The following is a 19,615-nucleotide window of genomic DNA, read 5'->3' on the forward strand; positions in this document are numbered from 1 at the left end:
GTGGTCGGCCGGGCCCTCACGCCGCGGAGTTCCCGAGGGCGTCCGTGCTCAAGCGGCTCCCCGCCGCGTGAACTCCATGACCCAGTTGGTCAACCATGTCCTCTCCCCGTCCACGGAGAACGCCTGCTCCCAGCGCGCCGTGGTCGCCGAGATCCCCGACCACAGGAACCGCACCCGCACGTCCTTCCCGTCGTGCGTGTCGTCCCCGTAGAACTCGCCCCGGCCATCCGTGAATCGACCGATCACCGGCGGGAACAGCTTGCCGCTGCGGCTGGAGGACCAGTTCAGGGACCACTCCCGCGCGGCGGTGTCGAATAGCCGCAGGGTGAGCCCCTTCCAGCCCTGACTCGGCACGTCCATCTCGTCGACGTTCGCGGCCCCGTCGAACAGACTCCAGCAGCGGTTGGTGGCCGGGAACTCCTCCCAGTCGCTGTCGGCGTCGAGGAAGTCGGTACGGCGCCGGTGGAGGACGTCCCACTCGCCGTGGAAGAAGTCGAAGTCTTGCGCAGTGCTGGTGCTGTCGTGAGCGCCGCTCATGAGCGGTCTCCCGTCGTGCCCTCGGGAAGCGCGTCCGCGAGGTAGGCGTCGAGGTCGGGGACATCGGGCGCGAGCATGTGCCGCACCCAGGCGTCGCGTTCGTGCAGGATCGGCGGCAGTTCCCAGACGCAGCCGATCCACGGCAGGTCGGGCGTGATGAAATGCGTCGGGTCCCGGTCCGGGCACCCGAGCACCGGCTGGCCCGCCGAAGCGCCCCGGAAGTGCAGGACGTTGTCCCACACCCAGCTGTACGCGTTGAGGTACGCGCCGTCGTCGCCGCCCCGGTGCAGGACGACGAAGGTCGCGGGCGGGGTGCCGTCCGGCTCCGGGAGCAGCTTCGGGAGCATCGCGTAGGCCGCCTGCTCCACCTCGGGCGCGATGCCCGCCGGATCGGCGGTGACGTGGTAGCGCTTGATCCGCCGCCCGGCCACCTCGATGGGCGGCGGCACGGTCAGCAGTTTTTCCAAGAAGGCCATGCGAGGAAGCTAGGCCCGCTTCCCTGACACCTTCTGTCAGTGAAGTCTGGGATTCTGGAGCGGTGAAATCAGCGCGGCTCGTCTCGATCCTCCTGCTCCTGCAGACCCGCGGCCGGATGACCGCCGCCCAGCTCGCCGAGGAGCTCGACGTCTCGGTACGCACCATCTACCGGGATGTCGAGGCGCTGAGCACGGCCGGCGTCCCGCTGTACGGGGACGCCGGCCACGCGGGCGGCTACCAGCTCCTCGATGGCTACCGCACCCGCCTCACCGGCCTCACCACCGACGAGGCCGAGGCCCTCTTCCTCGCGGGCGTCCCCGGACCCGCCGCCGAGCTCGGCCTCGGCTCGGTCCTCGCCGCAGCCCAGTTGAAGGTGCGCGCCGCCCTCCCGCGCGAGCTGCGCGCGCACGCCGACCGGATCAGCGGCCGCTTCCACCTGGACGCGCCCGGCTGGTACACGGACGCCGACGAGACCCCGCACCTCCCCACCGTCGCCTACGCCGTCTGGAACAGCCGTGTCCTGCGCATCCGCTACCGCCGCTGGCGCGAACCCACCGACGTGGAGCGCCGCCTGGAGCCGTACGGCCTCGTCCTGAAGGCGGGCCGCTGGTACGTCGTCGCGGGTCCGGGGCCGCGTACGTTCCGCGTCGACCAGATCCTCGAAATCGCCCCGGCTGAGGAGGAGTTCGCCCGTCCCGGGGACTTCGATCTCGCCGCGTACTGGTCGGCGTACCAGAGGGACTTCCTCGATCGGCTGCACCGAGCGGAGGCGGTCGTCCGACTCGCACCGGGAACTCGACTGAGCGGCCGAATGGCGCACGCCGTGGAGGTCAACGGCCGTACGGACAACGATGGTTGGACACGTGCGACCGTCCCCATCGAGTCCGTGGACCACGCCCACCATGACTTCCTCCGCCTCGGTACGGACATCGAAGTGCTCGAACCGGCAGAGCTGCGGGAGCGGATCGCGCAGACGGTGACCGCGCTGGCGCGCACGTACGCGGGGTAGAGAGCGCTTACCAAAGGGTGGCAACTCCCTTCACGGTCCGCGCGATCGTGAACGGCGTCGAGCAGGCCGACTCGGTGCACGCGATCCAGCTCCGTACGGGCTACAAGGACGTGCCGATCACCCCGTCCGCCGGAGGCACGACGCCCGACGGAGTCGCGTACACCTACGAGGCCAATGACACGTCCGTCGGCGACCTCGACGGCGACGGTCAGCTCGACTTCGTCCTCAAGTGGCAGCCGACGAACGCCAAGGACAACTCCCAGTCCGGCTGCACCGGCGAAACGATCACCGACGGCATCAAGCTCGACGGCACCCGGCTCTGGCGCATCGACCTCGGCCGGAACATCCGCTCGGGCGCGCACTGCACCCAGTGTTGGCCGCTGCCCATGAGCTGGGCGGCGACCTGGTATTACGTGGCGTCGCTGCCGACCTTCAGGGACAGGTGTACGTGTCCGCGGCGAGGGTTGTTGCCTGGGGGTGCTCGCGGCCACAGCGGGCGGGGTGCCGGCCAGTAAGCCGGCCGCGAGCGCGAGCACGGCCGTGAGGATGCGGGTTCTTCGCACCGTGGGGGTCCTCTCATGAAGAGAAAGGCGCGACGGCCGGGCGGCCCTCAGTGCGGGTGAGGACCGCCCGGCCCGAGCCCTGCCGCACGAAGGCGACAGGGCCTGGTACGCGGAGCTCGGGTCCTGTCGCCGAACTACCGCCTGCCGGGCGATGCCTGGCACGCACGCTCGCCGCGTTGCCGGAAGGCCCTGGTAGCTCCGCTACGAGGACATTCCGGCGCCTTGCGATCGCACGCACCAGACGCCGCCCGGCCCGCCCTTCGGGCGGACGCCGCCAGTTCGGCGACAGGACCCGGCGGGGACTATTCGAGGAGCTCCGCGTACGAGCCCATGGCGAGGGCGATGTCCGCCTGGGCCCAGAACCGGTGGTACGTGAAGGAGGGCGCGGCCCCGCCTGACAGATAGCTCTCGATCTTCGACCAGGCCGGGTCGTTCTTGTAGAAGGACCGGAGCGAGGTGAAGGTCGAGGAGGAGTTGATCGTGTCGCCGTTCGGCATCTTGCCGCTCCAGCCGCTCGGCACGTACACGCCGTCGTCGAAGCGGTTGTAGTCGGCGCGGGTCTCCGGGACGGCGATGCCCAGGCTGTCCTGGTAGTTGCTCCACATGCCGTCGAGCAGCGCCTTCGCCGTCGTCCTCGCCTGGGTGTCGCCGGACTTCGCGGCGTAGTACGACAGGGTCTTGGCGTACGCGGCCGCCACGCCCACGTCGTTGGTGTAGTCGGCGACGGTGACGTGAAGTCCGCTGTTGGCGCCGGGATTTGAGGCATTCCAGGTGTCCGGGGCACCGGACCACTGGAGGGTGGAGGGGATCTGGTAGGTGCCGTCCGGGTTGATGGTCGTCTTGGACAGCGCCCAGGACACCCACTTGTCGAGGATCGCCTTCGCGCTCGCGTTCCCCGTCTGCTGGTAGTACTCGGCGACCCGCTCCATGGACCACGCCTGGAAGCCGAACCACTGGTTGGACGGCGGGTCGTGGTACACCGGCTGCTGGTCGTAGTACATGCCGTAGAAGGTCGGCGTCCCGGTGGGCGGCGTCGCGTAACGGCCCGCCCCGCTGTTGGTCGCGCCTCCGGCGATGGCGCCCTCGTTCGACTGGAGCCAGCGGTAGAACTCCAGCTGTCGGTCGAGCGACTTGGCCCAGTCCGCCTGGCCTGTCGCCGACTTGGGCTTCAGATCGGCGTTGTTGCTGAGCGCGTACGCCGCCAGGGGGTTCTGGTATCCCCCGTGGGTGTGGCTGGAGCCGATGCGCCAGGCCCAGCCCGCGCTGGTGTCGGTGGCTCCGCCCCATGCGTAGTACCAGGACAGAAGGTAGTGAGAGGCGTCCTTGCCGGTGCCGGCCGCGCAGGTCGACGGACCGACGCAGTTGCCGATTTTCTTGAAGTACTTGTCGTACATGGCGTAGCGCAGATAGTCGCCCATCTTCGCGGCCTTGCCGACCGTCGCCGACACATCGCTTCCCTTGCCCTGCACCTTGGCCCAGACATCGGCCCAGTACGCGGCCTGCACCGCACGCGCGTCGGCGTCGGGAGCGTCGGTGTACTTCCACTGCTTGGCGTACGAGGAGTCTCCGGTGAAGAGGTCCAAGTACCCGTTCGTGCCACCGTATTTGAAGGCGTCACAGGTCGGCTGCGGCACCGTCTCCCACACCGACTCCTGCGCGCCGCGCTGGAAGGTGTTGATGTACGAAGGGCCGGTCGCGGTCGGTCCGGCCTCGCACTTGCCGGGCTCGTCGCCGTAGCCGTAGACGTTGTCGACGTCCTGCAGCCAGTGCATGCCGTAGACGTCGTCCGTGCCGTACGCGCTCTTCAGCTCGCCCGCGATCGGGTCCGAGCCGACCGAGACACCGGTGTCGAGCTTGGCCGGGTACTCGTTGGGGGTGTCCAGCTCGGGTGCGTAGGTCGCCGGCTTCGCGGCGTTGTAGTAGGAGTTCGTCGGCTGGTCGGCGTGCGTGGGGATCATGTACGTCTCCATGGTCGTCCACGCGGCGTTGAACTTGGACCAGTCGCCGGTGACCTTCCCGTACATGGCCTGCAGCCAGATCAGATAGCTGTACGCCTCCGACGTCGTCTCATGACCCTGGTCCGGCGCCTCGACGATCAGTGTCTCCACCGAGTGGTAAGGGATGCCCTCGGGGGAGAAATAGCCGTTCGCCGGGTTGGTGATCTTGCCGTACAGGTCCAGGAAACGGGCGTCGTACGCCTTCGATGCGGCCAGTTCCGTCACGTTGACTGTGGCCTTGGTGTGCCCGGTCGCGGAGGCCGTGAAGGTCGCGGATCCCGTGCCGGAGGCGTCGGCGGTGATGGTCACGGTCTGGGCCGTGTTCCAGTTGGACGGGGTGAAGGTGAGCGAGGAGCCGCCGGTGACGGACAGGCCGGTGTTGCCGTCCGTGCGAGCGGTGGACACGGTCACGTTCGCGCTCGGCTGCGTCGACAGCTTCACGTCGAAGGTGCCTGACTTGCCCTGCGGGACCCCGAGTTGGGTCGGCGAGGCCACCACGGCGGGACCCGAGGCGACCGTGATGCCGACCGGAGTGGAATCCGCCGACGCGCCGAGACTGTCGTACGCCTTGGCGACCAACGAATGACTGCCCACGGCCAACCCAGAGGCCGACAGCGTGTAGGGGGAGCTGGTGTCCGTGCCCAGTAGCGTCGTGTCGTCGTAGAACTCGACCTTGCTGATGGTCGCGCTGTCGGCCGCCGCGGCGGTGGCGGCCAGCGGGATCGCGTCGCCCTGGCTATAGACGGCGCCCGCGGTCGGGCTCGTCAGTACGGTGACCGGCGGCTGGTGCGCGCCCGTGCAGGTCGAACCGTTGATCGCGAAGGAGGCGGGTGCGGTGTTGGTGCCGCTGTACGTGAATTGCGCGCCGGTGGAGACGGCGGCCCCGGCGGCGATCGTCCCGTTCCAGGAGGCGTTCTGCGCGGTGACCGTCCTGCCGGACTGGGTCCAGGTGCCGTTCCAGCCGTTGGTGAGGGTCTGGTTGCCCGTGTAGCCGTACGTCAGTGTCCAGCCGTTGATGGCGTCCGTACCGCGGTTGGTGATCGTCAGATCCGCGGTGAAGCCGGTGCCCCAGTCATTGGTCTTGTAGTCGACGCTGCACTGAACCGTGGCCGCCTGTGCGGGAGTTGTACCGGTCGCCAGTGTCGCGAGGGGGAGCGCGAGGGCCGCCACGACAGCGGTCCACAACCGCCGCGCGGTGCGGCGTCTCCTTCTGGGGTGCATGTGCTGGTTCCTCCTTGCGGCTCGGAGAATGGGGGGAGGAGCAACAAGCCTTGAACCAGTGGGAGCGCTCCCATATTGGAGAGGGGGGTGTGAGGGGTCAAGGTGCTTGAAGAGTCGAAATGATTCGATTGATCAACAGTGCAACACCTCTGTCCTTTACCGGCACTTGGCGCTAGCTTCATCCGCACCAGTGGGAGCGATTCCATCAGTCGACGCGTCCGTCACGACGCGCCCGAGCTGCAAGGAGTCGCTCATGCGACACCCCCCGCGTTTGAGTCTTTTAGTGGTCGGCGCCGCGGTCGCCCTGGTGGGCACCGCGATCGCGCCGCTCGTCACGGCTTCAGGAGCCACACCCGCGTGCACGGTGGAGTACTCCGTCACCAGCCAGTGGGACACCGGCTTCCAGGGCGCCGTGAAAATCACCAACAACATGGCCGCGGTGAACAGTTGGAGCCTCGCCTTCGACTTCGCGAACGGCCAGAAGATCAACCAGGGCTGGAACGCCAAGTGGTCCCAGTCCGGGGCGGCGGTCACCGCGTCCAACGAGAGCTGGAACGGCTCGTTGGGTGCGGGGGCCAGTGTCAGTGCCGGGTTCCTCGCCTCGTGGTCGGGGAGCAACGCCGTACCGACGGCGTTCAAGCTCAACGGGACCACGTGCAACGTGGATTCCGAGCCGACGCCGACGCCGACACCGACACCGACCGAGCCTCCCTCGGACGGCACGGCACCGGCGCTGCACGTCTCCGGGAACAAGCTCGTGGACGCCGGCGGCGCGACCCGCCGACTGCTCGGCGTCAACCGCTCCGGCGGCGAGTTCATGTGTATCCAGGGCCGTGGAATCTTCGACGGCCCGGTCGACGACGCGTCGGTGAAGGCCATCGCCGACTGGAAGGCCAACACGGTCCGCATTCCGCTGAACGAGGAGTGCTGGCTCGGCCTGTCGAACGTCGACGCCCAGTACGCAGGCGCCAACTACATCGCCGCCGTCAAGGACTTGGTCGCCAAGGTCGAGGCGCACGGCATGACGCCGCTCGTCGAACTGCACTGGTCGTACGGCCAGTACACCGGCAACTCCTCGGGCTGCTCCGACGTACACGCCAGCTGCCAGAAGCCGATGCCGGACGCCCAGTACTCCCCGTCCTTCTGGGCCTCGGTCGCGAGCACCTTCAAGGACAATCCGGCCGTCGCGTTCGACCTGTTCAACGAGCCCTACCCGGACCGCGCGACCTCCACGGCGACCCAGGCGTGGACCTGCTGGCGGGACGGTGGGACCTGCCCCGGCATCTCCTACGAGGTCGCCGGAATGCAGGACCTGGTCGACGCGGTACGGGGCACCGGCGCCAAGAACCTGATCCTGGCCGGCGGGCTCGCGTACTCCAACGACCTGAGCCAGTGGCTGACGTACAAGCCCAGTGATCCGACGGGCAATCTCGTCGCCGCATACCACGTCTACAACTTCAACACCTGCGCCAGTGAGAGCTGCTGGAACTCGACGCTCGCCCCGATGGCCGCCCAAGTCCCGCTCGTGGCGGGGGAGATCGGCGAGAACACCTGCTCCCACTCCTTCGTCGACACCGTCATGAAGTGGTTCGACGACCGGGGGCTCTCCTACCTCGGCTGGACCTGGAACACCTGGGACTGCTCCTCCGGACCCTCCCTGATCTCCAACTACGACGGAACTCCCACGCCGTACGGCATCGGGCTGCGCGACCACCTGCGCGCCCTCAACGGCTAGTCCTCGACCGAAAGTTCGCAACCGACAGTCCTCGACCGACAGTCCTCAACCGAGGGGAAACCCGCACTCATGAGCCGTACCAGAACAGCGTTACTCGCAACGCTCTTGATGATCGCCGGTGGCACGGGCACGGCCGCCGCGGCCGTCCCCACGGACGTCGGCACCGCCGCCGTCCCCTGCACCGTCGACTACAAGGTGCAGAACCAGTGGGACACCGGCTTCACCGCCGCCGTCACCGTCACCAACAACGGATCCGCCAAGAGCAGTTGGGCGGTGAAGTGGTCGTACGCCGGAAACCAGAAGGTGACCAGCGGCTGGAACGCCAAGATCACCCAGAGCGGCACGGCCGTCACCGCCGCCAACGAGACCTACAACGGCTCGCTGGCGAGCGGCGGTTCGGTCAGCTTCGGATTCAACGCCTCGTACAGCGGGACCAACGCGTTGCCGACCACCTTCACGCTCGACGGGGTGACCTGCAACGTCGACGACGGCGGGCCCACCGATCCGCCGGATCCCGGGGACCCGTCCGGCAAGGTCGACAACCCCTATGCCGGTGCCAAGGTGTACGTGAACCCCGAGTGGTCGGCAAAGGCCGCGGCCGAGACCGGGGGCAGCCGGATCTCCAACCAGCCCACCGGTGTCTGGCTCGACCGGATCGCCGCGATCAACGGCGTGAACGGTGGCATGGGCCTGCGCGCCCACCTCGACGCGGCGCTCGCGCAGAAGGGCAGCGGCGAAGAGGTCGTCCAGCTCGTCGTCTACGACCTTCCCGGACGGGACTGCGCCGCCCTCGCCTCCAACGGTGAGCTCGGTCCGACGGAGATCGACAAGTACAAGACGCAGTTCATCGACCCGATCGCGGCGATCCTCGCGGACAGCAAGTACGCCTCGCTCCGCATCGTCACGACCATTGAGATCGACTCGCTGCCCAACCTCGTCACCAACACCGGCAGCCGCGCCACCGCCACGCCCGCGTGCGACACCATGCTCGCCAACGGCAACTACGTGAAGGGCGTCGGCTACGCCCTGGCCAAGCTCGGCGCGATCCCGAACGTCTACAACTACATCGACGCCGGTCACCACGGCTGGCTCGGCTGGGACGACAACTTCGCTCCCTCGGCCACCCTGTTCAAGCAGGCCGCGACGAGCGAGGGCGCGACGGTCGACGACGTGCACGGGTTCATCACCAACACGGCGAACTACAGCGCCCTGAAGGAGAACAACTTCACCATCAACGACACGGTGAACGGCACCTCCGTGCGCCAGTCCAAGTGGGTCGACTGGAACCGCTACGTCGACGAGCTGTCCTACGCCCAGGCCTTCCGCAACCAACTCGTCTCGGTCGGCTTCAACTCAGGTATCGGCATGCTGATCGACACCTCAAGGAATGGGTGGGGCGGCACCGGGCGCCCCACCGGTCCCGGCGCGACGACCAGCGCCGACACCTACGTCGACGGCGGGCGCTACGACCGCCGCATCCACATCGGCAACTGGTGCAATCAGTCCGGCGCCGGTCTCGGCGAGCGTCCGCAGGCGGCCCCGGCGGCCGGCATCGACGCCTATGTGTGGATGAAGCCCCCGGGCGAGTCCGACGGCTCCAGCTCGGCCATCCCGAACGACGAGGGCAAGGGCTTCGACCGGATGTGCGACCCGACGTACACGGGCAACGCCCGCAACGGCAACAACCTGTCGGGTGCCCTGCCGAACGCTCCGCTGTCCGGGCACTGGTTCTCCGCCCAGTTCCAGCAGCTCATGACGAACGCGTACCCGCCGCTGTAGCGGCCTGAGGCGATCCGCCGGGGTCAGGCCTCCCGGGCCAGCCCCCGGCGGATCGCGAACTCCACCGCCGAGTAGTCGCCGTCGGGCCGGTCCAGCTCGTACGGCACCGCCGGGTACAGCGGGGGCTGCGCCATGAAGCGCGGCCGGGTGCCGTGGTGCGGCTGCGCCGCGTGCACCAGGAAGGGGTGACACAGGTACACGTCGCCGGGGCGTCCGGTGGCGTACGCGAGCGGGCGGTGCGCCGAGGCCTCGACCAGCTTCGGCGCGATGTCGAGGCCCGAGACCCCCACTTCGCCGTACGGCTCCAGGAGCGGCGGCACGTCCAGGTGCGAGCCGACGCGGATCCGGGTGGGGGCGTCCCCGGGAGCCACCTCGCTGAAGAGGAAGAGCATCAGCAGGGCACGGCCCTTGGACCTGAGGTTCGTGAAGTACCAGCTCTCGCCCTCTGGCAGATAGCTGCCCTCGATGTGCCAGCCGGCGTCGTCCGGTTCCTCCTCGTGCGGGAAGCGAAGCGGAAAGCTGCCCAGCGAGTAGCGCGGCTCCCAGCGGTCCTCGCCCAGCAGCAGGTCGAACGCTTCGTGCAGGACTGGGGAGTTGGCCGCCGCGGCGAACGGGCCCTGGGCCATGCCGGAGACCCAGCGCACCGGTTCGGCCCAGGTTGCCGGGTCGTGCGGGTCGTACCCCGTCTCGTCCCACAGCAGCCGTGCGCAGTCCTCGGCGACGCGCGGCGGGAAGGCGCCCTTGATCTTCACGAAGCCGTCCTCGAGGAAACGCTCCACCATCTCGTCGTCCATGAGGCCATGCTCGGGGACCCGCTCGCGTGGGCGCATCCGGTTTTTCTGCGGGCTCTGTGCTCGTCCATTTTTGCTGTTTGCGCAACACGACTGGCCGTTTCCGGGAGTGGCGGCGCACGCTGTCGGCATCCCGGACGAGAGGCTCGGAACCATGGCACACCACCACCACGACCACACACAGATCGACTTCAGTGAGATGCTGCCCCTGCTGGAGCAGGAGGCCGAACTGTTCACCCCGCTGTACGCCGAGGCGGCGGCCTGGCTCCGGGAGCGGCGGCCGGATCCCGAGCTGATCGTGGACGCGGGCAGCGGCCCCGGAGTGATCTCCTGTCTCCTCGCGGACACCTTCCCGCAGGCGCGGATCGTCGCCGTGGACGGCGCGGAACCCCTCCTGGAACGGGCCCGCGCCCGAGCGGACCGGCTCGGCGTCGCCGACCGCTTCAGCACGGTGGAGGCCGAACTCGCCGACGGCCTCGGCGACTTGGAGTACCCCGCAGACCTGCTGTGGGCCAGCAAGTCACTGCACCACGTCGGCGACCAGCGCGCCGCGCTCTCCGGCTTCGTGCGCGGCCTCGCGCCGGGCGGCACCCTCGCCCTCCTGGAGGGCGGTCTGCCCACGCGCTTCCTGCCGCGCGACATCGGCATCGGCCGCCCCGGTCTGCAGTCCCGCATCGACGCGGTCCACGACGACTGGTTCACCCGGATGCGGGCCGAGCTGCCCGGAGCGGTGGCCGAGACGGAGGACTGGCCCGCCCTGCTGACCGCCGTGGGCCTGCGCCACACCGCGACCCGCACCTTCCTCCTCGATTTCCCCGCTCCACTGTCGGACGAGGCCCGCGCCTTCGTCGTCACCGCCCTCACCCGCCGCCGGGACGGCCTTGCCGAGGGCCTCGACGCGGACGACGTCGCCACCCTCGACCGGCTCCTCGACCCGGACGACAAGGCGAGCGTGCACCACCGCCCGGATGTGTTCCTGCTGACGGCGCACACCGTGTACCTCGGGGTGAAGCCGGAGTAGCCCGCTGCCGCTCAGCACTCGCCCGGGTGCGCGTACACGGTGACCCGCGCGCCCGCATACGCCGCGTGCCGCGCTCCTCGAAGTACTCCGCCAGGACCCGCTGTTCGACGGTCTCCTGCGGTGTCCGGTCCAGTGGCTGCCCCGCGGGATCGCGTACGGCGACGACGCGGGGTGTGGCGAGCAGACGCGCGCGGATGACGGGCGCCGGAACCTCCGTGCCGTACAAGGTGTGCGAGGCGACGGGCCCGCGCTCCAGGGCCAGGTCGCGCAGCCCGCGCACCGAGCCGGGATCGGGCAGTGACCACACGCGGCGCCGTGCTGCGCCGGCGTGTAGAGCACGCCGTCGCCCTGGGCACCGGCTTGCGCGACGGCCCGGGCCACGGCGGTGACGTCGTCGGTACGGCTCTCGGGCGTGCGCAGCTGCGGCGTGAGGGGGCGACTCGTGCCGAGTGGAGCCGGTGTCTGCCCGACGTGCCCTGTCGGCTCACGCGTTGAGACCCGGACGTCGAGCTCCCCGGGCTTGACTTCGAGAGTGCTCCAAGTGATGAACTCCAGGCGTTCACCGGAAATGTATGGGGGTAGCCATGACCGACTCGCCCGTCGCACTCATCACGGGTGGCGGAAGCGGTATCGGTGCCGCGGTCGCGCGACGCCTTCTCGACGCGGGGCACCGGGTCACCGTCACCGGACGGGGTGAGAAGCGGCTGCACACCTTCGCCGAGGAACTCGGCCGCCCCGAGGGGCTGTTGACGGTCGTCGGGAACGCGGCCGAGTACGACCAGGTGCAGGCGGCGGTCGAGGCGACGGTCAAGGAGTTCGGCCGTCTCGACACCGTCGTCGCCAACGCAGGCTTCGCCACGCACGACACTGTCGCGGAGGGGGACCCGGCGGGCTGGTCCGAGATGGTGCTGACCAATGTGCTGGGTCCCGCACTGCTGATCAGGGCCTCCATCGACGCCCTGAAGGAGACACACGGCCGGATCGTGCTGGTCGGCAGCGTAGCGGGGCACGTCCACGGCCCCGGCAACATCTACGGGGCGACGAAGTGGGCCGTGACAGGCCTCGCCGAGAATACCCGCCGTCAGGTCACCGAGTTCGGGGTCGGCGTGACCCTGATCTCTCCCGGCCGCGTGGAGACACCGTTCTGGGACAGCTACGGCAGTCTGCCGCCGGGCCATCTGCTCACGGCCGACCAGCTCGCCGAGTCGATCGTCTGGGCGATCGGGCAGCCGGAGGGTGTCGACGTGAACACCGTGGTCGTACGCCCGATTGGCCAGCCCGTCTGACGGTTGTCCCGTACGGGGCGCGGGGAACTGCGCGACCGGCCACGAACGGCCCGCAGTTCCCCAACACCTCTCAGCCGAATGCTCAGTTGTTTTGAAGGAACTTCTTCGCCAGTGAGTCACCCAGCGACACCGCCGCACTGTGACTCTCGATCGGCGACACCTGGGAGTTCTTGAACAGGATGTACGTCACGCCGGAGTCGGCCCCACCCGTCTCCGGGTTGGGGTCGATGCCCAGCGCCTTCGCGGTGGCATACGAGGCCTCGCCAATGATCTTCGTGGGCCCGGTGTCACCGACCACCGCGTACTCGACCTTGTTGTTGTAGATGACCGCGACCACGCCGCCGCCCTTGATGCCGGAGCTCGTGTACTTCCAGATGCTGCTGGTGCTCGGCACCACGACGTATGGCAGCGAGTCGGCGCGCAGCGGCTTGCCGTCGGACTGATGGAAGGCTGTGTCGTCCTGGAACCAGGGGTCGGTGTTGCCGTTGCACTTGCTGGTGACCTGGCCGTCGCAGTCGATGTCCATGTCGGCCTTCCAGAACACGGCGCCGTTCTTGCCGCAGACCGGGATGGTGGCCGACGTCTCGTCGTCGGTCTTGTACTTGCCGTTCGAAATCTGTGAACAGGACGTCACCTTGGCGAGCAGGTCGGCCGCGCTGACCGAACCCTCCTGTGCGGAACGGGGGTTGACGGTGCCGGAGGCATTGGCCGGGAGTACGGCGGTGGCGAGGAGCGCGGCGCCGGAAGCCGCGGCGAGGGTCAGTGTTCGAGTGCGCACTGTGGGGGACCCTTCTGTTAGGAAACTTTCCTTACCGGGTGCCGTACAACGTGGACCCCTTTGCGTGACCTCGTCAAGCCCCTGGTGTGAACTCCGGCGTTCCGAGTCGATTGCGGCCATCCCCTTGCGGGAGAAGACTGGCTATATCGAACATTCCGGGTAATCGCCCGGTTTCTGGAAGGCGAGGCGTCATGTTCGTGCGGACTGTGTACGCGACCGGCGATCCCGCGACGATCGACACGGCTATCAAGTCTTTGAACACACAGGGCCGGGACCTGCTCGAGGATCGCCCGGGGTATCGGGGATCCAGCATCTTCGTGGACCGGAAGCTCGGCAAACTCTTCGTGGTGAGCTGGTGGGAGTCCGAGGAGGCCAGGCGGAACAGCGACGAGGTGCTGCGGGAGCGGCGCGCGGCGCTCCTCGAGCCGTTCGCGGTGACGTTCGCGGTCGACCACTACGAGGCGGTGGTCTTCCATCCGGTCCGGCAGCCGCAGGCGGGAGGTGGACTGCGGCTCAGCAGGCTGGAGTTCGATCCCGTGGACGCGGATCTGCTGGCCGACACCTTCCGGGCGACGGTGGTCCCCAAGCTCGAGAGCCTTCCAGGGCTGGCCAGGACGTCACTGCTCATCGACCGGGAGCGTGGGCGCGGTCTGGTCGGCACCGTGTTCATCGACCGGGAGTCCCTGGCCGCCTCCCGCGGCCCCCAGTCGGCGGCCCGGCACGAGGGCGCGGCCAAGGCGCACGTGACCGTGACCGGACTGGAGGAGTTCGAGGTCGTCTTCTCGGACGTACGGGGCGGCTGACGCCTCCCGCGCAGGGGCCGGCCGACGACGAGTCGTTCGACGGGTCGTGTTCCGTACGGGAGCCGGGCGGCGACGGTCCGGCTCCCGTACGCGTCCGCCACGCCGGGGGGTCTCCCGCGGCGGGGCGGACGCATACGGCGGCCGCGGGCCTCAGCCTATTTCGAACGTCGCCGGGTCCGGGCCCAGGCGACGGTCCTCGTTCAGCGCGGTGATCGCCGCGATGTCCTCGGTGTCCAGCGAGAAGTCGAAGACGTCGATGTTCTCCTTGATCCGGGACGGGGTCACGGACTTGGGGATCACGATGTTCCCCAGCTGGAGGTGCCAGCGCAGCACGATCTGCGCCGGCGTGCGGCCGTGCTTCTGGGCGATGGCGACGATCGCCGGGACCTCCAGGAGGCCCTTGCCCGAGCCGAGCGGCGACCAGGCCTCGGTCGCGATGCCCTGATCCGCGTGGTATTCGCGCGCCGCGTGCTGCTGGAGGTACGGGTGCAGCTCGATCTGGTTGACGGCCGGGATGACGGACGTCGCGTCGATCAGCTTCTCCAGGTGCTCCGGAAGGAAGTTGGAGACACCGATGGCCTTGGCGCGGCCGTCCGCGTAGAGCTTCTCGAAGGCCTTGTACGTGTCGATGTACTTGCCCCGGGACGGCAGCGGCCAGTGGATCAGATACAGGTCGATGTACTCCAGGCCGAGCTTGTCCAGGGACGCTTCGAAGGCGCGCAGCGTCGAGTCGTACCCCTGGTCGCTGTTCCAGAGCTTGGTGGTGACGAAGAGATCCTCGCGGGCGATGCCGGAGGCGGCGATGGCCTTGCCGGTGCCCTCTTCGTTGCCGTAGATCGCAGCGGTGTCGATGCTGCGGTATCCAGCCTCCAGCGCGGTGGCTACCGCCCGCTCCGCCTCGTCGTCCGGCACCTGCCAGACACCGAAGCCCAGCTGCGGCATCTCGACGCCGTTGTTCAGAGTGATCGGGGGGACCTTGCTCACGAGCTCTCGATCCTTCAGTCGTCGGGTGGTACTCCCATGGTCAACGATCACGGGCCGTAATGCATTCCTGACCGGTGGATTCCTCGTGGATTCACCGTGAGGGCCGGGCGTCGGTCCTTGCCCCGAGCGGAGGTTGGCCGGAAATGGATCCGACCTTCTCGGTCCGGACCATTGACCGGATCCCGTCACCCCGCAACTCTGTATCACGTCACTGAACGCTCTCATGAACTCAGTGCACGCATGTGAACGCCAGTGCCTTTCTGGGCCCCACCACACCTGTCTGGGCTTCACACCCCCCACCCATCAGGAAAGCGGGTACGCACACATGTACGAACATCTGGCTCTCGAGGCCTCCTGCACGCAACCGACCATTCGGGAAACATCGGAGGAAAGGGTTTGGGAGACCCCCGGGTATCTCGTCGTCGAGACCGCCCTGGAGGTCACCGCGTACGCCCTCGGTGAGCGCTAGACCACCGGTGGTCGAACCATGACCGCGACAACCGCGCGCGCCGACGGTGCCGCGGCCCCTTGGCGAACCACTGAGTTCACCGAGCGGCTGCGCGCCGTCGTCAAGGAGCGCTACCACGACCGGCACCCCTTCAACATCCGTATGCACCAAGGCGAGTTGACGCCCATCGAGCTGCGCCGCTGGATCGCCAACCGCTTCCACTACCAGCGCCACATCCCCGTCAAGGACGCCCTGATCGCCGCCAAGCTCGACGAGCCCGCGCTGCGCCGTGCCTGGCTGCGCAGGATCCAGGACCACGACGGAACGGCCGACGGCGAGGGCGGCATCGAACGCTGGCTGCGGCTCGGCGAGGCGGCCGGCCTCGACCGTCCGACACTGTGGGACGCGTCCCGGGTGCTGCCCGGCGTACGGTTCGCGGTCGAGGGTTACGTCACCTTCTGCCGCCGGCGACCGGCACTGGACGCGGTCGCCGCCTCGCTCACCGAGCTGTCGGCGCCCGGGCTGATGCGCACGAGGATCGCCGCCTTCGAGCGGCACTATCCCTGGATCGACGCCGACGGGCTCGCCTACTTCCGGGCCCGTATCGGCCAGGGTGGCCGGGACAGCGAGGAAGCCCTCGCACTCGTCCAGGCCTGGGCCCGCACCAGGGAACAGCAGGAGCGGGCGGTGGCCGCGCTGGCGTTCAAGTGCGAGGTGCTGTGGGCCTTGTTGGACGCCGTGGACCATGGCGGCGGAGAGGGCCGGGGCGGCCGGGTGGGCCAGGGCGACCGCGTGGATCAGGGCGGCGGAGTGGACCACGCCGACGTGCCGCGCGACCCGGTGAGCGGGTCATGACCTGGCGCCCCGCCCTCTCCCGGTCCGTGATGCTCCGTCACAACCATGTCAGGGAAGCCGACTTGCTCCTCCTCCCCGAGCGAGTCGTCGTCCTGCGCGGCACCGCGGGCAGCGTCGTGCGGCTCTGCGACGGCAGTCGCGCGGTGCCCGAGATCGTCGCCGAGCTGGGCGAACGGTTCCCCGGCGCGCCGGTCGCCGACGAAGTCCCCGCATTCCTCGCGGCGTTGCGAAAGGAGGGCTGGCTCCAGTGACCGTGGCTCCCCCCTGGGCCCTGCTCGCCGAACTCACCCACGGCTGTCCGCTGCGCTGCGCGTATTGCTCCAACCCCGTCGAACTGATCAGTCGGTCAAGAGAGCTGACCACCGGGCAATGGGCCGACGTGCTGCGCCAGGCCGCCGACCTGGGCGTCGTCCAGACCCATCTCTCCGGCGGCGAACCGCTGCTCCGCCGGGACCTCACCGCTATCGTCGAGGCCGCGGACGCCGCCGGGCTCTACACCCAGCTCGTCACCAGCGGAGTGGGCCTGCACGAGCGGCGGCTCACGGAACTGCGGGACGCCGGACTGCGCTGCGTCCAGCTCTCCGTGCAGCACGCGGATCCCGCTGCCGCCGAAACCATCGCGGGCGCACGCTCGTTCGCCGCCAAGGAACGTGCCGCACGCCTGGTGCGCGCGGCCGGACTCCCGCTCGGCCTCAACGTCGTGCTCCACCGCGCCAACATCGATGCCCTGGACCATCTGATCACGCTCGGCCTCGACTGGGGCGCTGAGCGGATCGAGCTCGCCAACACCCAGTTCTACGGCTGGGCGTTACGCAACCGCGCGGCCCTGCTGCCGACCCGCGACCAGGTCGAACGGGCCCGCGTCATCGTGACCCGCCGCCGTGAACAGCTCATCGGTGCCCTGGAGTTGATCTGGGTCGCACCCGACTACCTCGACGGCATCGCGAAACCGTGCATGGGCGGCTGGGGAGCCGTCTCCCTCACCGTCGCCCCGGACGGCACCGTGCTTCCGTGCCCGGCCGCGGCGAGCCTCCCCGACCTCGACCCGCCGAACGTGCGGGACCACCAACTCGACTGGATCTGGCGCGAGTCGAAGGCCTTCAACGCCTACCGCGGCGAGGGCTGGATGCGGGACCCCTGCCGCACCTGCGCCCTGCGCGTCAGCGACTTCGGCGGCTGTCGCTGCCAGGCCTACGCGCTCACCGGTGACGCCACGCGCACCGACCCGGCCTGCCGCCACGCCCCCGACCACCACCTCGTACGCACGCTCGTCGACGACAGCCCGCGTACGGCCTCTGCCTACGCCTACCGAGAGGGAGGATCATGAGACGACGACTGCGAGCGGCGCTGCTCGCGGGCGCGCTCGCCACCGCGGGCCTGATGACGGTATCCGCGACCGCGCCCCAGGCTGCCATGGCCGGGCCTCAGCAGATCGCCGCGCCCGACGGCTCCCGGATCACCGCCCGCGACCGGTCCCCGGTCGCCGTTCCCGACTGGTCGGTCGCCCTGATCGACTCGACCATGGCCCGCTACTCGCCCAGCACGATCGGCGGCTGGTCGTACCCGGTCGGTCTCTACCTCTACGGCCAGTACCTCACCTATCGGCGCACGCACGACGCCCGCTATCTCACGTACATCAAGACCTACGTCGACCGCTTCGTGAAGAGCGACGGGACGATCAACCAGAGCTTCAACAGCCTCGACAGCATGCAGGCCGGCCGACTGCTGACCATCCTGCACCACGAGACGGGTCAGGACCGCTACCGCAAGGCGGCGAAGAAGATCCGCGACCGGCTCACCACCTACCCGCGTACCGCCGACGGCGGCTTCTGGCACGCCGACACCAGCAGCCGGGCCCATCAACTCTGGGCCGACGGCGTCTATATGGTGAACCCGTTCCTCGTCGAGTACGGCAAGGAGTTCGGGGACGCGACGTACGCGAACGACGAGGCGGCCAAGCAGCTGTACGTCTACGGCAGCCATCTCCAGGTCCCGAGCGGCCTGTTGAAGCACGCGTACGACGAGTCGAAGACCGCGAGCTGGGCCGATCCGCAGACGGGGCTCGCGCCCGAGCACTGGTGCCGGGCGGTCGGCTGGTACTCGATGGCGATCGTCAATGTGCTGGACGCGATCCCGGTCAACCATCCCCGTCGGACCCAACTCATCAACATCTTCAGGAAGTTGGCGGTCGGCCTGGAGAAGTACCAGGACCCGGCGACCGGGCGCTGGTTCCAGGTGATCGACAAGGGCGGCAGGAGCGACAACTGGACCGAGACGTCCTGCTCCAGCATGTTCACCTACGCCCTCTCGCGCGGCGTCCAACAGGGCTACCTGGACGGGCACTACGCCACTGTCGCCCGGCGCGGTTACCAAGGCGTCCTCGCCAGGGTCTCGACCGGCTCCGACGGCCGCACCCTTCTCACCGACATCTCGATCGGCACGAACGTCGGCGACTACGCGTACTACGTCGCCCGCACCCGGGCCACGAACGACTTCCACGGCCTCGGCGCCTTTCTGATCATGAACGAACAGTTGCGAGGTGATTAGTGTCATGAGCACGTCTAGGAGAGGGCTGCTCGGCGCCGCACTCGGCGGCGCGGTCGGCCTCTCGAGCGCCACAGCGGCGCATGCCGCCTCCTGGCAGCAGAAGTGGGCCCCCTCGGCGAGCGGCAACGGACTCGGCGCTTTCGAGACCGTCGAGGACGACCGTGCCGACTCGCACCCGGCCGGACAGCCACACATCTACGCGACCGGCGACAACTGGCGCTTCAACATGCACAAGGTCGACCGGGACACGTCGACCGACCGGCAGCGCCAGGAGGTCACCGGATTGCGCAACGGCAGCGGCAGCAACTATCTGAAGTGGACCGAGGGCCAGACCTGGCGGCTCACGTACTCGATGTACATCCCGAGCTCGCTGAAGGCGACGACCACCTTCACCCACATCATGCAGATGAAGCAGCCCGGAAACGGCACCTCGCCGATCGTCGTGCAGTCGCTGCGGCGCGTGAACGGAGTGCAGACCATCGAGCTGAAGCTGGCGATCGACGACATTCTCGTCGGCCGTACGGACCTGGATCCGCTGCACAACAAATGGATCGACGTCGACTTCCAGATCAAGGTCGGCAACGGCTCGGCCGGCTCGGTCCGCTGGATCCTCAGGAACGGCTCGACCACGGTCATCGACAAGTCGAAGACGGGCGTCGACACCTTCCTGGCCGACCGAGTGCGTCCCAAGTGGGGCATCTACCGCTCCCTGGGCGACACCTCCGGGTCTTTGCAGGACTGCTACCTGCTGCTGACCAATCTCCGCGGCTACCAACTGGTGTGA

The 19,615-nt window shown here is 68.7% G+C and carries 18 protein-coding genes and 1 pseudogene; 13 read left to right on the forward strand and 6 right to left on the reverse strand.

Going from position 1 to position 19,615, the window contains the following annotated elements; translation table 11 throughout:
- Positions 1 to 48: 48 nt before the first annotated feature.
- Positions 49 to 537 (reverse strand): hypothetical protein, encoded by a 489-nt coding sequence (locus ACZ4RZ_RS24945; RefSeq protein ID WP_467747677.1) that lies wholly within the window; start codon positions 535 to 537, stop codon positions 49 to 51.
- Positions 534 to 1,013: a hypothetical protein gene (locus ACZ4RZ_RS24950; RefSeq protein ID WP_467747679.1), complete on the reverse strand. Its 480-nt coding sequence runs from the start codon at positions 1,011 to 1,013 to the stop codon at positions 534 to 536. Before ACZ4RZ_RS24950 ends, ACZ4RZ_RS24945 begins: the two co-directional genes overlap by 4 nt.
- A 62-nt stretch (positions 1,014 to 1,075) precedes the next feature.
- On the opposite strand from ACZ4RZ_RS24950, the gene ACZ4RZ_RS24955 reads away from it, so the two are divergent.
- Both ACZ4RZ_RS24955 and ACZ4RZ_RS24960 read left to right on the forward strand, forming a co-directional pair.
- Positions 1,076 to 2,023, forward strand: coding sequence for a helix-turn-helix transcriptional regulator (locus ACZ4RZ_RS24955; protein ID WP_467747681.1), 948 nt, complete (start codon positions 1,076 to 1,078; stop codon positions 2,021 to 2,023).
- Between the two features lie 29 nt (positions 2,024 to 2,052).
- A pseudogene (locus tag ACZ4RZ_RS24960) lies at positions 2,053 to 2,394 on the forward strand (rhamnogalacturonan lyase family protein); the annotation flags it as partial.
- Positions 2,395 to 2,888: 494 nt separating this feature from the next.
- Here ACZ4RZ_RS24960 and ACZ4RZ_RS24965 read toward each other — a convergent pair.
- On the reverse strand, positions 2,889 to 5,804 hold the full coding sequence (locus tag ACZ4RZ_RS24965; protein WP_467747682.1) for a glycoside hydrolase family 48 protein: 2,916 nt from the start codon (positions 5,802 to 5,804) through the stop codon (positions 2,889 to 2,891).
- Between the two features lie 253 nt (positions 5,805 to 6,057).
- On the opposite strand from ACZ4RZ_RS24965, the gene ACZ4RZ_RS24970 reads away from it, so the two are divergent.
- Together ACZ4RZ_RS24970 and ACZ4RZ_RS24975 are read left to right on the forward strand one after the other, a co-directional pair.
- Entirely contained in the window at positions 6,058 to 7,539 is a 1,482-nt protein-coding gene (locus ACZ4RZ_RS24970; RefSeq protein ID WP_467747684.1) for a cellulase family glycosylhydrolase, read from the forward strand.
- Positions 7,540 to 7,608: 69 nt separating this feature from the next.
- Positions 7,609 to 9,318: a glycoside hydrolase family 6 protein gene (locus ACZ4RZ_RS24975; protein ID WP_467747685.1), complete on the forward strand. Its 1,710-nt coding sequence runs from the start codon at positions 7,609 to 7,611 to the stop codon at positions 9,316 to 9,318.
- A 23-nt stretch (positions 9,319 to 9,341) separates the two neighbouring features.
- On the opposite strand, the gene ACZ4RZ_RS24980 is transcribed toward ACZ4RZ_RS24975, so the two are convergent.
- Complete coding sequence (locus tag ACZ4RZ_RS24980) at positions 9,342 to 10,112, reverse strand: phytanoyl-CoA dioxygenase family protein (protein WP_467747687.1); 771 nt, start codon at positions 10,110 to 10,112, stop codon at positions 9,342 to 9,344.
- 151 nt (positions 10,113 to 10,263) lie between these two features.
- On the opposite strand from ACZ4RZ_RS24980, the gene ACZ4RZ_RS24985 reads away from it, so the two are divergent.
- Together ACZ4RZ_RS24985 and ACZ4RZ_RS24990 are read left to right on the forward strand one after the other, a co-directional pair.
- A complete protein-coding gene (locus ACZ4RZ_RS24985) occupies positions 10,264 to 11,130 on the forward strand; it encodes a class I SAM-dependent methyltransferase (protein ID WP_467747689.1) in 867 nt (288 codons plus the stop codon).
- Between the two features lie 584 nt (positions 11,131 to 11,714).
- A complete protein-coding gene (locus ACZ4RZ_RS24990) occupies positions 11,715 to 12,416 on the forward strand; it encodes an SDR family oxidoreductase (protein WP_467747691.1) in 702 nt (233 codons plus the stop codon).
- Positions 12,417 to 12,498: 82 nt separating this feature from the next.
- Here ACZ4RZ_RS24990 and ACZ4RZ_RS24995 read toward each other — a convergent pair whose 3' ends face one another.
- Positions 12,499 to 13,194, reverse strand: coding sequence for a glycoside hydrolase family 75 protein (locus ACZ4RZ_RS24995; protein ID WP_467747692.1), 696 nt, complete (start codon positions 13,192 to 13,194; stop codon positions 12,499 to 12,501).
- Between the two features lie 191 nt (positions 13,195 to 13,385).
- Between ACZ4RZ_RS24995 and ACZ4RZ_RS25000 the strand changes: the two genes are divergently transcribed.
- Positions 13,386 to 13,997, forward strand: a complete 612-nt coding sequence (locus ACZ4RZ_RS25000) for an antibiotic biosynthesis monooxygenase family protein (protein ID WP_467747694.1) — start codon at positions 13,386 to 13,388, stop codon at positions 13,995 to 13,997.
- A 150-nt stretch (positions 13,998 to 14,147) separates the two neighbouring features.
- On the opposite strand, the gene ACZ4RZ_RS25005 is transcribed toward ACZ4RZ_RS25000, so the two are convergent.
- A complete protein-coding gene (locus ACZ4RZ_RS25005; protein ID WP_467747826.1) occupies positions 14,148 to 14,939 on the reverse strand; it encodes an aldo/keto reductase in 792 nt (263 codons plus the stop codon).
- Positions 14,940 to 15,306: 367 nt separating this feature from the next.
- Between ACZ4RZ_RS25005 and ACZ4RZ_RS25010 the strand changes: the two genes are divergently transcribed.
- From ACZ4RZ_RS25010 to ACZ4RZ_RS25035, 6 genes are read left to right on the forward strand one after another with little or no spacing between them, the layout of a single operon-like run.
- A complete protein-coding gene (locus ACZ4RZ_RS25010) occupies positions 15,307 to 15,450 on the forward strand; it encodes a pyrroloquinoline quinone precursor peptide PqqA (RefSeq protein WP_467747696.1) in 144 nt (47 codons plus the stop codon).
- 18 nt (positions 15,451 to 15,468) lie between these two features.
- Complete coding sequence (pqqC, locus tag ACZ4RZ_RS25015) at positions 15,469 to 16,284, forward strand: pyrroloquinoline-quinone synthase PqqC (protein WP_467747697.1); 816 nt, start codon at positions 15,469 to 15,471, stop codon at positions 16,282 to 16,284.
- The gene (pqqD, locus tag ACZ4RZ_RS25020) at positions 16,281 to 16,535 is read left to right on the forward strand and encodes a pyrroloquinoline quinone biosynthesis peptide chaperone PqqD (protein WP_467747699.1); all 255 of its coding nucleotides are present in this window, start codon (positions 16,281 to 16,283) and stop codon (positions 16,533 to 16,535) included. The genes pqqC and pqqD overlap by 4 nt, the downstream gene beginning before the upstream one ends.
- Positions 16,532 to 17,611: a pyrroloquinoline quinone biosynthesis protein PqqE gene (gene pqqE / locus ACZ4RZ_RS25025; RefSeq protein WP_467747701.1), complete on the forward strand. Its 1,080-nt coding sequence runs from the start codon at positions 16,532 to 16,534 to the stop codon at positions 17,609 to 17,611. The genes pqqD and pqqE overlap by 4 nt, the downstream gene beginning before the upstream one ends.
- Positions 17,605 to 18,831: a glycoside hydrolase family 88/105 protein gene (locus ACZ4RZ_RS25030; RefSeq protein WP_467747828.1), complete on the forward strand. Its 1,227-nt coding sequence runs from the start codon at positions 17,605 to 17,607 to the stop codon at positions 18,829 to 18,831. The genes pqqE and ACZ4RZ_RS25030 overlap by 7 nt, the downstream gene beginning before the upstream one ends.
- A 4-nt stretch (positions 18,832 to 18,835) precedes the next feature.
- Positions 18,836 to 19,615 (forward strand): heparin lyase I family protein, encoded by a 780-nt coding sequence (locus tag ACZ4RZ_RS25035; RefSeq protein ID WP_467747702.1) that lies wholly within the window; start codon positions 18,836 to 18,838, stop codon positions 19,613 to 19,615.

This window comes from Streptomyces sp. NPDC027189 (assembly GCF_055566975.1).